This is a genomic window from Streptomyces sp. NRRL S-646, assembly GCF_000720765.1.
In the GTDB taxonomy this organism is placed as follows: domain Bacteria; phylum Actinomycetota; class Actinomycetes; order Streptomycetales; family Streptomycetaceae; genus Streptomyces.
The window spans coordinates 1-14,673 of record NZ_JODC01000048.1; the positions used below are offsets into that span (position 1 = coordinate 1).

General features: G+C 71.6%; 15 protein-coding genes. 5 read left to right on the forward strand and 10 right to left on the reverse strand.

The window, feature by feature from the left end:
- The 4 genes from IH68_RS0148375 to IH68_RS56910 all read left to right on the forward strand — a co-directional run.
- The coding region (locus IH68_RS0148375; protein ID WP_030950115.1) for a vitamin B12 dependent-methionine synthase activation domain-containing protein at positions 1-810 on the forward strand (810 nt) is incomplete at its 5' end.
- Positions 807-1,673 (forward strand): methylenetetrahydrofolate reductase [NAD(P)H], encoded by an 867-nt coding sequence (gene metF / locus IH68_RS0148380; protein WP_030950117.1) that lies wholly within the window; start codon positions 807-809, stop codon positions 1,671-1,673. The genes IH68_RS0148375 and metF, both read left to right, overlap by 4 nt.
- The gene (locus IH68_RS0148385; protein WP_030950119.1) at positions 1,663-2,703 is read left to right on the forward strand and encodes an adenosylhomocysteinase; all 1,041 of its coding nucleotides are present in this window, start codon (positions 1,663-1,665) and stop codon (positions 2,701-2,703) included. The genes metF and IH68_RS0148385 overlap by 11 nt, the downstream gene beginning before the upstream one ends.
- Before the next feature lie 60 nt (positions 2,704-2,763).
- Positions 2,764-2,925: a hypothetical protein gene (locus tag IH68_RS56910; RefSeq protein ID WP_159403894.1), complete on the forward strand. Its 162-nt coding sequence runs from the start codon at positions 2,764-2,766 to the stop codon at positions 2,923-2,925.
- A gap of 116 nt (positions 2,926-3,041) precedes the next feature.
- Here IH68_RS56910 and IH68_RS0148395 read toward each other — a convergent pair whose 3' ends face one another.
- The 10 genes from IH68_RS0148395 to IH68_RS0148440 all read right to left on the reverse strand — a co-directional run bounded on the left by IH68_RS0148395 (position 3,042) and on the right by IH68_RS0148440 (position 12,469).
- Positions 3,042-3,800, reverse strand: a complete 759-nt coding sequence (locus IH68_RS0148395; protein ID WP_420719049.1) for a hypothetical protein — start codon at positions 3,798-3,800, stop codon at positions 3,042-3,044.
- A gap of 536 nt (positions 3,801-4,336) precedes the next feature.
- Positions 4,337-4,600 carry an acyl carrier protein gene (locus IH68_RS0148400; RefSeq protein WP_030950123.1) on the reverse strand — a complete coding sequence of 88 codons (264 nt, stop codon included), beginning with the start codon at positions 4,598-4,600 and terminating at the stop codon, positions 4,337-4,339.
- 73 nt (positions 4,601-4,673) lie between these two features.
- Positions 4,674-5,525, reverse strand: a complete 852-nt coding sequence (locus IH68_RS0148405; RefSeq protein WP_063763620.1) for a thioesterase II family protein — start codon at positions 5,523-5,525, stop codon at positions 4,674-4,676.
- 90 nt (positions 5,526-5,615) lie between these two features.
- Entirely contained in the window at positions 5,616-6,437 is an 822-nt protein-coding gene (locus IH68_RS0148410) for an AfsR/SARP family transcriptional regulator (protein WP_030950129.1), read from the reverse strand.
- Positions 6,438-6,625: 188 nt separating this feature from the next.
- Positions 6,626-7,453 (reverse strand): AfsR/SARP family transcriptional regulator, encoded by an 828-nt coding sequence (locus IH68_RS0148415; RefSeq protein WP_030950132.1) that lies wholly within the window; start codon positions 7,451-7,453, stop codon positions 6,626-6,628.
- Between the two features lie 221 nt (positions 7,454-7,674).
- On the reverse strand, positions 7,675-8,319 hold the full coding sequence (locus IH68_RS0148420) for a ScbR family autoregulator-binding transcription factor (RefSeq protein WP_063763621.1): 645 nt from the start codon (positions 8,317-8,319) through the stop codon (positions 7,675-7,677).
- 260 nt (positions 8,320-8,579) lie between these two features.
- The gene (locus IH68_RS0148425) at positions 8,580-9,242 is read right to left on the reverse strand and encodes a ScbR family autoregulator-binding transcription factor (protein ID WP_030950135.1); all 663 of its coding nucleotides are present in this window, start codon (positions 9,240-9,242) and stop codon (positions 8,580-8,582) included.
- A gap of 215 nt (positions 9,243-9,457) precedes the next feature.
- The gene (locus tag IH68_RS0148430; RefSeq protein ID WP_030950136.1) at positions 9,458-10,228 is read right to left on the reverse strand and encodes an SDR family NAD(P)-dependent oxidoreductase; all 771 of its coding nucleotides are present in this window, start codon (positions 10,226-10,228) and stop codon (positions 9,458-9,460) included.
- The gene (locus IH68_RS0148435; RefSeq protein WP_324607706.1) at positions 10,221-11,300 is read right to left on the reverse strand and encodes a hypothetical protein; all 1,080 of its coding nucleotides are present in this window, start codon (positions 11,298-11,300) and stop codon (positions 10,221-10,223) included. Before IH68_RS0148435 ends, IH68_RS0148430 begins: the two co-directional genes overlap by 8 nt.
- 26 nt (positions 11,301-11,326) lie before the next feature.
- On the reverse strand, positions 11,327-12,469 hold the full coding sequence (locus tag IH68_RS0148440; RefSeq protein ID WP_324607707.1) for a cytochrome P450: 1,143 nt from the start codon (positions 12,467-12,469) through the stop codon (positions 11,327-11,329).
- 415 nt (positions 12,470-12,884) lie between these two features.
- Between IH68_RS0148440 and IH68_RS0148445 the strand changes: the two genes are divergently transcribed.
- Positions 12,885-13,826: a ScbA/BarX family gamma-butyrolactone biosynthesis protein gene (locus IH68_RS0148445; RefSeq protein WP_030950144.1), complete on the forward strand. Its 942-nt coding sequence runs from the start codon at positions 12,885-12,887 to the stop codon at positions 13,824-13,826.
- Positions 13,827-14,673 lie beyond the last annotated feature (847 nt).

The following is a 14,673-nucleotide window of genomic DNA, read 5'->3' on the forward strand; positions in this document are numbered from 1 at the left end:
GGCCACGTCCGCTCCGACGTCGCCACCGACAACCCCCTCCCCACCCCGCCCTTCTGGGGCACCCGCGTCATCAAGGGCATCCAGCTCAAGGAGTACGCGTCCTGGCTCGACGAGACGGCGTTGTTCCGCGGCCAGTGGGGGCTGACCAAGGACCTGGTCGAGAGCGAGGGCCGGCCCCGGCTGCGCGGCCTGCTGGACCGGCTCCAGACCGACAACCTGCTGGAAGCGGCCGTCGTCCACGGCTACTTCCCCTGCGTCTCCAAGAACGACGACCTGATCATCCTCGACGAGGCCGGCAACGAGCGCACCCGCTTCACCTTCCCGCGCCAGCGCCGCGGCCGCCGGCTGTGCCTGGCGGACTTCTTCCGCCCGCAGGAGGCGGGCGAGACCGACGTCGTCGCACTGCAGGTCGTCACCGTCGGCTCCCGCATCGGCGAGGAGAGCGCCCGGCTCTTCGAGGCCGACGCCTACCGCGACTACCTCGAACTGCACGGCCTGTCCGTCCAGCTGGCCGAGGCCCTCGCCGAGTACTGGCACGCGCGCGTGCGCGCCGAACTCGGTATCTCCGGCGGTGATCCCGCCGCCCTGGACGGCATGTTCCGTACGGAGTACCAGGGCTGCCGCTACTCGCTGGGCTATCCGGCCTGCCCGGACCTGGAGGACCGGGCCAAGATCGCCGGCCTGCTGCGGCCGGAGCGCATCGGCGTGCACCTGTCCGAGGAGTTCCAGCTGCACCCCGAGCAGTCCACCGACGCCATCGTCGTGCACCACCCCGAGGCGAGCTACTTCAACGCGGGAGGCCGCGCATGACACCCCGGCCCACGTTCTCCTTCGAGTTCTTCCCGCCGAAGACGGCGGCCGGCCAGCGCACACTGTGGCAGGCGATACGCCGTGTCGAGCCCCTGCGGCCGGACTTCGTCTCCGTCACCTACGGCGCGGGAGGCTCCTCCCGGCAGGACACCATCGAGGTGACGCGGCGCATCGCGGCCGAGACGACGCTGCGTCCCGTCGCCCACCTCACCGCCGTCGGCCACTCGGTGGCCGAGCTGCGGCACATCATCGGCGCCTACGCGGACGCGGGTATCCGGGACGTCCTGGTGCTGCGCGGTGATCCGCCCGGTGACCCCACGGGGCCGTGGGTGGCGCACCCCGACGGCTTCCGGTACGCCAGCGAGCTGGTCGAGCTGGTGCGCTCGCTGGGTGACTTCACCATCGGGGTGGCGGCCTTCCCGGAGCGGCATCCGCGCTCATCCGACTGGGACGTGGACATCCGGCATTTCGTGGCCAAGTGCCGGGCGGGTGCCGACTACGCCATCACGCAGATGTTCTTCCACGTGGAGGACTATCTGCGGCTGCGGGAGCGGGTGGCGGCCGCCGGCTGCGACATCCCGATCATCCCGGAGATCATGCCGGCCACCGACGTGCGCCAGATCCGCCGGTTCGCCGAGCTGAGCGGCGCGGCCTTCCCCGAAGACCTCGCCCACCGCCTTCAGGCGGCCCGGCACGATACGGCGGCGGGCCGCCGCATCGGCGTGGAGTACGCCGGCGCCATGGCCGAGCGGCTGCTCGCCGAGGGCGCGCCCGGGCTGCACTACATCACCTTGAACAGGTCCACCGCGGCCCTGGACATCCACCGTCACGTCATGAGGGCAAGGAGCTCCCGTGCCAGCTGAGTTCACGGATTTCAAGGTCGCCGACCTGTCCCTGGCCGCCTTCGGCCGCAAGGAGATCAGCCTCGCCGAGCACGAGATGCCCGGCCTGATGGCGCTCCGCGAGGAGTACACCCAGGCGCAGCCGCTGGCCGGCGCCCGCATCACCGGCTCCCTGCACATGACGGTGCAGACCGCCGTGCTCATCGAGACCCTGGCCGCGCTGGGCGCCGAGGTCCGCTGGGCGTCCTGCAACATCTTCTCCACCCAGGACCACGCGGCCGCCGCCGTCGCCGTCGGCCCCACCGGCACGCCCCAAAGCCCGCAGGGCGTCCCGGTGTTCGCCTGGAAGGGCGAAACCCTCAAGGAGTACTGGTGGTGCACGGAGCAGGCGCTGACCTGGCCCGGTGCGGCGGGCCCGAACATGCTCCTCGACGACGGCGGTGACGCCACCCTCCTCGTCCACCAGGGCGCCGGATACCGCAAGAGCGGCCTCCTGCCGGACGCGGACACCGAGGAAGGGGCCGTCGTACGCGCCCTGCTGGAGAACAGCCCCCTGGACTGGACGGCCCTGGCCTCAGCGGTGCGCGGGGTGACGGAGGAGACCACGACCGGTGTGCACCGGCTGTACGAGATGCAGCGCGACGGCGTCCTGCTGTTCCCGGCGATCAACGTCAACGACGCGGTCACCAAGTCGAAGTTCGACAACAAGTACGGCTGCCGCCACTCCCTGGTCGACGGCATCAACCGCGCCACCGACGTCCTGATCGGCGGCAGGACCGCGGTCGTGTGCGGGTACGGCGACGTGGGCAAGGGCTGCGCGGAGTCGCTGCGCGGACAGGGCGCCCGGGTGATCGTCACGGAGATCGACCCGATCTGCGCGCTGCAGGCGGCGATGGACGGCTACCAGGTCACCACGCTCGACGAGGTCGTCGACAAGGCCGACATCTTCGTCACCACGGGCGTCAAGCTGACCCGGCTGCGGCCGGAGCAGGCCGCGTACCTCGGCATCGACGCCGAGGGCCCCTACAAGCCGGACCACTACCGCTACTGATCCGCGGGCCGGGCCGGGCGGCGGCGGCCGCCCGGGCGGCCGCCGCACAAGGAGGACCGTGTGGACGACACCCGCCACGAGGGCCGCGAGGAGCACTTTCGCCCCGCGTTCTCGCGTCATGCCCTGTTCCTGGCTCCGGTTGCGGCCCCGCCGCTGCTGCTGGCAGGGGCGGACGAGGACGAGGACCTCACGGAGGTGCACATCGTGCGGGGCATCGACTGACCCGGGCCCCGGCGGACGGCGGCACGGGCGCACACCCCTGAGCTTGTTCTTCATCTTCCGGTGCCGACACATTTATGCAGAAATCAAGAGGAGGGCAGGGAGCACCGCACGGTGGTTCAGCGGCGGTGGCCGGGCCAGTGAGGGTCCTCCCAACGATCGTCGCCGGTGAGGCCGAGCAGCCGTATGCGGTGGAGCAGTTCCCCTGATACGCCGTGGGCCCGGAGCCGGGCAGGGACATTGCGGACCAGCCAGGCGGTCAGCTCGGTGCGTGTCTCTTCCTCGTTCTCCCAAGAGTGCCAGGGCAGTTGGTCTCCGAGCAGGTCGTACTCCCACTTGGCTGCCGCCTCGGCCAGGTGGTCGTCGGCCGGGCGGTCAGTCAGCGTTTCCCATGTGGTGAGCCACGGGGTAAGCGTGGCAGAGGCCTCGGTGATCAATGCCAGGACCTCGTAGGCGGGTACTGCGGGATCGGGATCGGCGAGCGTGTCGGCCCACCAGGCGTGCAGGAAGTCCCTGACTGCTTCGGCTTGCGCGGTGGGCCACTGCTGCCAATGACCGCGAGCAAACGAGCGGCCGGCTTCCTCCAGGCCGAAGAGCGGCTCGACAAAGCCTTTGACGAGGGCGGTGGCGAACTGGGGCAGGATCCGGCGTAGTACGGATGCGTGGTCGTTCCAGTCGGGGGCCTGCCAGGTGCGGCGTAGCAGGTCAAGGTCCACCTCCGTATCCGCAACCTTGAGCTGCGCGAGTTCTTCGGCGCTGCCCCAGTGGCACTCGCAGTTGTGCTCGTCGGGATGGGCCGTCATCCCGACGAAGGCGGCGGCCAGGCCGTCAAGCGCGGTAGCGAGGCGAAGTCGTGCGGGGGGCTGGCCGGGGTTCATCATGGCGTTCGCATTCAGGGACTCCGGGAGCTTCTGCCATCCGAAGATCGCCAACTTACCCGGGTGGTTCTCAGGCCGCCATCGACATGATGCATCCCGACTCCCGCCGACGCTTGTGATCGCCCCGGGACGGGTCACAAGGCCGGCGGCAGTGCCTGTGCGCGCCTGCATTCTGGGCTGCCACCACTGCGGCGAGGTTCCGTTGCCAGGTGCCGTCCCCGGCCCATCTGACCAGTCGCGTGTGAGCGGTGCGGAACGAGCCGGGCTTGTCCGGCAGGTCGCGCCGGGGCGAGCAGGTGGGGTCCTTGCCCGCGGTGGCCTTCACGGTGCGGCGGTGATCGGCCCCTTGGCCGAGCGCGGACGGGAAGCGGCCGGCATCAGCGGCTCGATCCGGGCCCGCATCGCATCAGTGATCGCTGACCGGACCGGCACATCTGATCAGCCGGCCGGCCCGCCGACGAGACACGGCCTCGGGGCGGTCCCGGAAGGGACCGCCCCTGCGGGTGCGGCGGCAGGGCTGGCGGGGATGCCCGGGCTCAGGCCGCCGGGGAGGAGGCGAGCACCTGGTTGACGACCTGCAGATACTGGCGCGGGGTCTGGGCCTCCTCCAGGGCCTCCTCGTCGAGGGCGACGTCGTAGTCGCGCTCGATGGCACCGGTGACCTGCAGCAGTGCCAGCGAGTCGTAGTTGAGTTCGTCGAACGGCACGTCCAGCACATCGCCGTCCAGGTCGAAGGTGTCGCTGTCACCGGCGTTGGTGCGCAGCAGAGCGACCAGGTCCTTTATGTCGAGGGGTTGCATGGTGGTGTCTCTCTTTCTTCTCGTGCCGGGCACATTCAGCGGTGGGTGGATCGGTGCAGGGGTCCGGGCGGTGTCAGCCGGCCGGGACGGCTTGCCGGCCCGTTACCGCGGGCCGGCCGTGCGGTGGCGCCGGTGTGCAGGGCTCCGGGGGCGTGGGGGTGGTGGCGAGCCGCCGGACGACGCGGGCGGCCCGGCCGAGGAGCCGGGGCAGCGCCTCACCCCGTACGAAGAAGTGGTCGCCGGTGACGGTGCGGGTCACCACCGGACGGGCGGACCACCTGCGCCAGCCGGCGACCAGCGGGGGCGGCGCCAGCGGGTCGCGGTCTCCCGCGACGGCCAGCAGGGGCACCGGCAGGTGGCCGCGGGAGCCGGCGGCGCTGCGGGCGAAGGCCCGCAGCGCGTGCGCCAGGCGCAGGTCGTCGCGCAGGACCGGCAGCACGGCCCGGTGCCAGTAGCCGTCCGGCCGGGCCCCGGCGGGCACGGCTCCCATGGCGCTCAGCCGGTCCAGCAGCCACGCGTCGGCGCTGTCGGCGCTGTCGGCGCTGTCGGCGCTGTCGGCGCTGTCGGCGAGTTCGCTGGTCTCGTCCGGCGGCGGGCAGGCGCCGACGGCGAGCAGCGCGGGAAGGGGACGTCCCTGCTCGTGCAGGGCCTGGGTGAGGGTGTGGGCCACCATGGCTCCCAGGCTGTGCCCGTACAGGATGAACGGCCTGCCGGGTTCGGGCCGCACCCGGTCCAGCAGGTCGGCCACCAGTGCCGGACGGTCGGTCAGGCGCGGTTCGCGGCGCCGCCGCTCCCGGCCCGGCAGCAGGAGCGGCACCGTCTCGACGCCGGGGCCGATGCTGCGGGCCCAGCCGTTGAAGGCGGAGACTCCGGCCCCCGCGTGTGCGAAGCAGTACAGCCGTACGGGTGGCGCTGTGTCCGCCATGTCCGCCCCTCCCTTGGCCCCCTTGGTGTGTCACGGGCCCCACCAGGCTTGCCGACGGTGCTAGAGGCAGGCTCGAAACATGCCGCGGCCTCAGGTGGCGTACAGGTCGAAGGTCGAGCCGCGGCGGGGGCCCGCGGCCACGTCGAGGGCGGGGTCGACGGCGAGCATGGCCTGGTGCAGGCGCTGCAGCTGGGGTGAGGGTTCCACGCCCAGTTCCTCGATGAGCCGGATGCGCAGCTGCCGGTAGACGTCCAGTGCCGCGGCCTGCCGGCCCGACCGGTACAGCGCCACCATGGCCTGGGAGTGCAGGCCCTCGTGCTGGGGATGACGCACGATCAGGTCCTTGAGCTCGGCGAGCAGCTGGGTGTGCCGGCCCAGGCGCAGGTCGGCGTCGATGCGCCGCTCCACGGTGACCAGCCTGCTCTCCTCCAGGCGGAGGGTCTCGATGGACAGGATCGGACCGACGCGTACGTCGACCAGGGCCGGGCCCTGCCACATGTCCAGTGCCTGGCGCAGTGTCTGGGCGGCGCGGGCGTCGTCGCCGGCCTCGAAGGCGGTGCGTCCGGCGCAGACCAGCTGCTCGTAGGTGTGCGCGTCCACGGTCTGCGGCTGGATCTGGAGCAGGTATCCGCCGTGCCGGGTGGCCAGCAGCTCCTTGGCGCTGCGCGGTGAGTGGGGCCCCATGGCGGTGCCCAGGCGCCGGCGCAGCTGCAGGATGTAGGTCTGCAGGGTGGTCAGGGCGCTGAGGGGAGGGTCGGCTCCCCAGATCTCCTCCATCAGGGTCGGAACGGGCAGGACACGGCCGGGATACAGCGCGAGCAGTGACAGGATCTGCCGGGGCTTGCTCGCCGTCGGCACCACCGAGACACCGTCGATGTCGGCGCTCAGTGGACCCAGTACCTGAATCCTCATGGTTTCGTCTCCCCCTTGGCATCGTCTTCTCCTCGACCGTGTGTTCGAAGAGGTGGGTGCGCTGACTGGCCACGGTAACGGCCGAAAACCGCCGGCGTCCGCGTCCTTGAGCCCACGTCAAGTGCGCCTGAACCCGGTGGGGCGGGGCGCTGTTGCGGTGCTCGGGCGGCTTTCGAGTGCCCGGCAGGTCAGCCCGCCGCGGACGCCATCGGCGGCGCTGCCTCGGGGGTCTTGGCCGCCTGTTCCGGGCCGGCCAGCAAGATGGAGCGCTGCAGGCGGCGCAGGGCCACGCAGGGCTCGATGCCGAGCTCGCTGACGAGCGTGGTGCGCAGCCTGCGGTAGGCGTCCAGCGCCTCGCTGCGCCGTCCCGAGCGCTGCAGGGCCAGCATGAACTGGGCGTGCAGGTTCTCGTGGGTGCGGTACCGGCCGGCCAGGACGGTCAGTTCGGCGAGCAGTTCGCGGTGCCGGCCCAGCCGCAGGTCCGCCTCGATGCGCTGGTCCAGGGCGCACAGCCGGCTCTCCTGGAGGCGCCTGGCCTCGGTCTCCAGCTGGGAGCCCTGCTGGACGTCGGCGAAGGGCGCGCCGCTGAACAGGCCGAGGGCCTCGCGCAGCAGCCGCGCCGCCCGCGGGTGGTCGCCGGCGTCCATGGCCCGGTAGCCGAGGCCGGCCAGGCGTTCGAACTCGCGCACGTCGCTGGTGCCGCCGCCGGTGGCGAGCCGGTAACCGCCGGGGCAGGTCACCAGGACGTCCTTCGCGCACAGGGGCCCGCCGCCGGCGGGCTGGGCGAGGGCCGCCGTGATGAGTTCGCGCAGCTGCAGCACGTAGGTCTGCAGCGTGGTGCGGGCGCTGCGCGGCGGACGGCCGGCCCACAGCTCCTCGACCAGCGCGGCGACGGGTACGACCTGATCGGCGTGCAGCGCCAGCAGGGCGAGCACCTGCCGCGCCTTCGGCGCGGTGGGAGTAATGGAGACTCCGCCCCTGCTGACCCCCAGGGCGCCCAGTACCTGAATGTCCACGCCAATCCCCCTGTCGTCCCGCCGGCGCAGTCGTCTCTCGCCGGAAAAGCGGGTAGGCCAACGATTGAAAAACAATCCAGACGGTTTGTCAATATCAAACCGGACGGATTGTTTTACTTCTCGGATGCCGGGGTTTTAGAGGGGAAGAGAACTGTTTGTCCGGTTGAAGGGCGGGCCGGTGGGGTCGGCCCCGACCGCGAAACCAGGACGTCAGGACGCTTTCAGGGGGAGGAAAGATACTCTCCGGGCTCCGGGGGGCCGGGCGGTGCCGCGCGGTGCGCCGCCCGCCGGGCGGCCGGCGCGGGCATCAGCACGGCCCATATCTGCTCCACCCGGGACGCCGAGCGCCAGGCCTCGTCCTGGACGGCCAGCACCCGCAGCCCGGCCGTCACGGCGACGACGGTGGCGGCCATCGCCCGCCCGCAGACGCCCTCGCCGAGCTCGCCCTCCCGCTCGGCCTGCCGCAGCACCTCGCCGACCCACCCCTGCCAGCGCCGGGACAGGGCCAGGTCCCCCTTGCGCGTGACGTCGCCGTCCATCTGGAACCCGGCCCGCACCACCACGTCGGTGGCGATGCGGGACATCAGGTGGCGCGTCGCGTCGGCCAGCAGCTCCAGCCGCGCCGCCTGCGGCCGCTGCCGGGCGGCGTCGATGATGCCCTCCACGGCCCGGGCCGCCTCGTCCTCCACCGCGCGCGCCAGGGCGTCCTTGCTCCCGAAGTGGAAGTGCAGCGCCCCCTTGCTCACCCCGGCCCGCTCGCTGATCAGGGGAAGGGACGCCGGTACGTAGCCCTCGCCGGCGAAGGCCTCCGCCGCCGCCCGGATCAGTGCCCGCCGGGTCCGGGCGGCACGCTCCTGCTTGACCATCCGATCCTCCCTCGGTCGGTTTCGGGGAACCGGCCTCGCTGCCCCCGCACGCCTCCCGGCGGGCCGCACGTCCCGTGCGGCAGGGGCTGGACCCCACCATTAAACCGCACAGATGGTTTGTTTGTGCCGGGGCGGTGCCCGGGAAACGGCGGAGCAGAAGGAGCGCGGCTACCCGCGCCGCGGCGTGCGGCGCGGGCGGGCGCGGCGGCGCGGCCGAAAATGCGGCCGAAAATGCGGGCGGAGCGCGGGCGGCGGGAGCGTCACTGGCCGGCGCCGGCCAGGGCCGGGGCCTGGGCGCGCACCTCGGCGATGACCCGGGCTCCCCGGTCGGGGGCCGTGTCGAGCCTGACCAGGACGGCCGGGGCGGTGATGGCGGGCAGCATGTGGCTGAACAGCGCCGACATGCGCACCTCCAGATCCGCCCAGCCGGCCATGGCCTGGGAGACGTACTGCACGCCGATCCAGGCCCCGAGGAAGACCTGCGCGGTCTCGCCCGGCACCACGTGCGGGAGCACCTCGCCGCGCTCCTTGGCCTCGGTCAAAAAGGCGGCGGTGAGCTCGGTCCAGGCGGGCCAGGCGCTGCCGAAGACCTCGCGGCCCTGCAGGTCGGCGGAGAGCCTGACGCCCGCGAGCAGCAGCGGCTCCTGCGGCAGGCGCTTGGCCAGGGTCATGCCCGCGTCCACCCACTCCTGCAGCTTCAGCTCGCGGGGCACGTGGTAGTCGGTGGTGACCTGCGCCTCGAGCACGCCCTGGGCGAGGGCCGCCTTGGAGTCGAAGTGGAAGTACAGGGCGCCCTTGGTCACCTGGGCCCGGGTGAGGATCTCGCCGATCGTGGCCGCCGCGTACCCGCGCTCCGCGAAGACCGCCGCGGCGGCCTCCAGAACAGCGCGCCGGGTCCGGACAGCTCGTTCCTGCTGAGCCATGAGACGCTCCTCTAGCTCAAAATTAAACCAAACAGCTTGTACCTTACCGCATACCGGCACGGAAAAAAGCAGCGCGGTCGTTTTGTACGGGACTATGGAAAGTGCGGGGCCGGGCGGCGGACCGGGGGCGGGCCGCGCCCGCGGCCCGCCCCCGGTCCGCCCCCGGTCGCTTTGCCCCGCACCGGCCGCCGGCCGCCGGCCCCCTGGCCGGGCGGTCACCAGGCCGTGCGTCCCCCGTCCACCGCCAGGGTCGCGCCGGTGACAAAGGACGCCCGGTCGCTGCACAGCCACGCGGCCGCCTCGGCGACCTCCTCGGGATCGGCGGCCCGCCGCTGCGGCGCCGAGCGCAGGGCCTGCTCCTGCGCCCCGGGATGAGAGGTGAACCACTGGTCGACCATCTCGGAGCGGGCCAGCCCCGGCGCGATCGCGTTGACCCGGATGCCGTGCGCGGCGTACTCGACCGCGGCCGCCTTCGTCAGGCCGATGACCGCATGCTTGGAGGCGATGTACGGCGCGGCGGCCGAGGAGGCGAGAAGCCCGCCGACGCTGCTGGTGTTGACGATCGCGCCTCCCCCGCAGGCGAGCATCGCCGCGATCTCGTGGCGCAGGCAGTTCCACACACCCCGCGCGTTGGTGGCCATGACACGCTCGTAGCAGTCGTCGTCGGTCAGGTGCAGGGGTCTCTTCTCGACGGCGGTCCCGGCATTGTTGAAGGCCGCATCCAGCCGGCCGTGGCGGGCCACGGCCTGCTCGACAAGGGCCCGGGCATCCCCGGCGCGCGAGACGTCGGCGACGACGTAACTCGCCGTCGCCCCCTGCCCCCGCAGCCGGCCCACCAGCGCGCGCAGCCGCTCCTCACGGCGGGCACACAGCACCAGACGGGCACCCTGGCGGGCGAAAACCCCCGCGGCGGCCGCACCGATACCGCTGCTCGCACCGGTGATGAGCACGACCTTGCCGTCAAGGGGGGCGGCACCGTCAGACATGCGCCGCCCCCGCCCCCTGGGAGCCGGCCCCCGGCCCACCCTGCACCCGGAACAGGCCCGCCGCCGCCTCGCCGTCCACCCGGCGCAGCAGCCCCTCGTCGATCTCCGGCAGGCTGCGCACCACGTGCCGCACACCGAAGCGCCGCATGAGCACATGCTGGTGCCCGTGCTCGAAATCGCCGGGACGGCCGATGAACGGCACACCGAGCCGGCCGGCCTCCTCCGCGACCCGGGCCACGTCGTCGATGAACAGCACCCGGTCAAAGGGCAGCCGGAAGATCTCCCGGGTGATCTCCCGGATACCGGGACGGAAACCATCGGTGCACACATAGCCCGGACCATCAAAAAAGTGCGCGAGATGGCCCAGATGAGCATCGAAGTGCGCCTTGTCCAGCCCGCCGTAACACACCATCCGCAGCCCCAGCCCGCGCAGCCGCGCCAGCAGGCCCGCGGCCCCGTCCAGGACGCGCACCGGGGTGTGGGCGAGATAGCGCTCACGCTCCTGAAGATAAAGCTCCAGCACCTCCTGCGGCCCCAGCCGCACCCGCGCCGCCTCCGCGAACGCCCGCGCGGCCACCAACTGCGACTGGGAGAACAGCTCGTACTCGACATCAGCGCTGTACCGGCCGCCCCGCTCAAGCACCATCTGCCGGATCACCGGACTGAACGTGTCATTCAGCAACACACCATCGATGTTCACCGCGACCAGACGAAGATGCGACAACCCGGCAGGCACACCGGCCGGCAAGGCAGCAGACATGTCGGCAGGCAGGACGGCAGGCATGCCGTTGGGCAGGACCCCAGGCGTGCCGGCGGGCAGGACGCCAGGCAGGACGCCAGGCGTGCCGTTGGGCGTGCCGGCGGGCAGGGCGGCGCGCATGCCGGTGGGCAGGCCGGCAGGCAGGCCAGTGGGCATGTCGGCAGACAAGCCAGCGCGCATGTCGGCAGGCAGGCCGGCGGGCAGGGCGGCAGGCAGGCCGGCGGGCAGGGCGGCAGGCATGTCGGCGGGCAGGACGTCAGGCGTGCCGGCGGGCATGTCGTTGGGCAGGTCGTTGGGCAGGGCGGCGGGCATGTCGTTCTCCTCAACGGCGCGGCTCATCACGGGGCAGGAGGGGTGAGGACCACCAGGAGCTCGCGGTGGCCGCTGGAGATGAAGGACTCGAGCGGGCGCAGCTCGTGCGGGGGCACGGCCAGCCGCAGATGCGGGAAGCGGGCGAAGAGCGCCGGCAGGGCCGTGGTCGCCTCGGCCATCGCCAGGGGCCGGCCCAGACAGTGGTGCACCCCGTGCCCGAAGGCCAGATGGTCCCCGCGGCTCTCCCGGGTGGCATCGAAGCGGTCCGCGTCCGGCCCGTGCCGGGCGGGGTCGCGCCCGGCCGCGGCCAGCGACATCACGATCGCCTCGCCCCGGGCGATGCGCACGCCGCCCACGTCGATGTCCTCGACCGCGAAACGCAGCGGGATGGTGGCCACCGGCGCCCGGCAGCGCAGGGTCTCCTCCACCACCGCCTCCCAGGACACCTCGCCCCCCACGGCCAGGCGCAGCTGGCCCGGATGGGTCAGCAGGGCACAGACCGCCTGGTCCAGGAGATTGACGGTGGTCTCATGACCGGCACCGATGATCAGCAGCAGGGTGTCCAGGAGTTCCTTCTCGCTCAGGCCCGAACCCCCCTCGTCCCGCACCGCGATGAGCTCGCTGGTCAGGTCCGCCGCCGGCCGGCGCCGTTTGCCGGCCACCAGCGCGGCCAGCAGCCCGTACAGCTGCGCCTGGTTGGCCTGCGCCGCCTCGGAGGTGGTCGTGGTCGTGAACAGGACATCCACCACCCGGTGCAGATCGGGCCAGCCGGCCCTGTCCAGACCCAGCAGCTCCGAGATGACCTGGACCGGCAGGGCGAAGCAGAACTCCCTGCGCAGATCGACCACCTGACCCGCCGGCACGCGCGCCAGGTGCCCGATCAGCTCGTCGACGATCTGCGTGATCCTCCCCCGCAGCAGCGCGGTCCGCCGCGCGGTGAACGCCGCAGCCACCAGCCGCCGCAGCCGCCGGTGCTCCCCGCCATAAGCGGTCAGCATGTTCCGCACCGACACCCACATCGCCAGCGGCCACGCATCATCGACCTCCCCGCTCATCCACGCCGGCCAGTGCCGGTAGGCGTCCTTGGACACCCGCGGATCGGTCATCAACTCCTTGATCAGCTCGTGCCGGGTGATCGCCCAGGCCGGCACACCCCCCGGCAGCAACACCCGAACGGCCGGACCTTGCGCCCTCAGACAGGCACCCTCGGCATGAACATCCCGGCCACTGGGATCCAGGACAGCAGGAACGGTTGGTTCTTCCATCAGTCGGCTTCCCCCTGAAGGCCGTTCAGACGGTCAACGGAAAACGAAGCAGCATGTGATGCGGTGGATCAGATGATGCCACCACAAGCCGCACCACACACACAAACCGCAAGGAATAAAAGGGCAGTTGCCTTCAGATCAGCGGAACACCCGCACCGGCACCCCGCCCCCCAGCCCCCCGCTACCGGAACCACGGAATCCGAACACTTGACCGTTCCTTTGCCCGGGTTCCGATTGAGAATAAAACCGGTAGGTCCGTATCTTACATGACGGCTTCTCAGACATCCCGCCGTTTCACCACTCGCTCCGGGAGACGCAGATGCACCTGGCTCCGCTCCAGGCCGGCCCGCCGGCCCCCGCCCTGCCGCGCCTGACCACCACCGTCCCCAAGGAATACGTCCACCGGGCCTGCCACGCCGAGGTCTTCCTCACCGGCTGCACCAAACACAGCGAGACCCAGTTCACCCTCCTCGGCCAATGGCCCCGCGCCCACACCTTCTTCCAGAGCGCCGACGGCACCAGACACGACCCCCTGCTGACCGCAGAGACGTTCCGCCAGGCCGGGCTCCTCCTCGCACACGCCGAACTCGGCGTCCCCCTCGGCCACCACTTCGTCATGTGGGAACTCGGCTTCAGCACCCAGGCCGACCGCCTCGACATCGGCCCCCAGCCCACCGACATCCACCTCACCGCCACCTGCACCGACATCACCCGCCGCGGCACCAGAGCCACCGGCTTCCGCATGGAACTGACCATCCACCGACACGGCCAGGCCATCGCCGCCGGCGGCGGCCGCTTCACCGTCATCCCCCCCGCCGTCTACCACCGCCTACGCACCACCCGGCTCACCCGCGACGTCAGCGCGCTGCGGGAGATCCCGCGCCGGCCCCTGCCACCCGCCACCGTCGGACGCGCACGGACAGCCGACGTCGTGCTCTCACCCGCCGACGCGCCGCACCGCTGGCTGCTGACCCCCGACCCCACCCACCCCGTCCTCTACGACCACACCGGCGACCACCACCCCGGCATGGTCCTCCTCGAAGCAGCCAGACAAGCCTCATCCGCCCTCCTCGCTCCCCTCACCGTGGTACCGACCGCGATCTCCACCGCCTTCCACCGCTACGCCGAACTCGACCACCCCTGCATCGTCGAAGCGGCCCTCGCCGCATCCCAGGAACACCACCACGTCACCGTCGAAGTGACGGGACGCCAGGACGGCAAAACCGTCTTCACCTCCCTCCTCACCACCCAACCCACCTAAACCACACACACACTTCAGGCACCACCACATCCCCACCGACCGGCCGGCCCAGCCGACCCCGACAGACACTGCGGCACCACCACACCCCTGTCCGTCAGGACAGCTCCCCAGCGGAGGGGCGGAGCACCCTGACAACAGAACACGCACCACCCAGACCCACGGACGACACCCAGTCCGGGCCGCGGCCCACACGCCGCGGCCCACACACCTGACGAAACAACAACCACACCAGCCCCCACACACCAAACACCCCACACCACAAACAACAAACAACAAACAACGACCGACCACCCCCGACCACACCCCACCCCGCACCCCCTGTTTCTCCTGCCAGGGATCAGCGTCCGCAGACCCACGGCCCCAGCCGGACTCCCACACCACACACGACGCCAGGCCACCCCCACCACACCCCGCCCTCCATCCCCTGCCGCCCGGTGCCAGCGAGCACCGGCCCACGGCCCCAGCCGACCCGCCGACCCGCCGGCAGCCAACAGCCCACCGGGCCGGCGTCACGATCACACGGCAACAGCCAAAGACCCGGCGGCAAAACCCCCCAGCAACAAGACAGCCTGACCTCGCACCCCAGCAGCGCGCAGCCGACCATCCGGCCGTTCCGGGACCGAACCGGCGCTTCACGCTCACCGCGACACCACCTTTGATCCTGCCCGGACAAAAAGGACCGTTGGTGAAAACCCCGCAGCACAGAAGGCCCGTTGAACTTCGACGCCAGAGCCGGCCGGCACATTCGGATTCGCCCTACGGGGCACCGCCGCCGGCCGAGCGTTGCCGAGACGCGCGAACACCAGTTGTCCGTACTCACCGGTTCTGCCTGACCTACGATGACGCG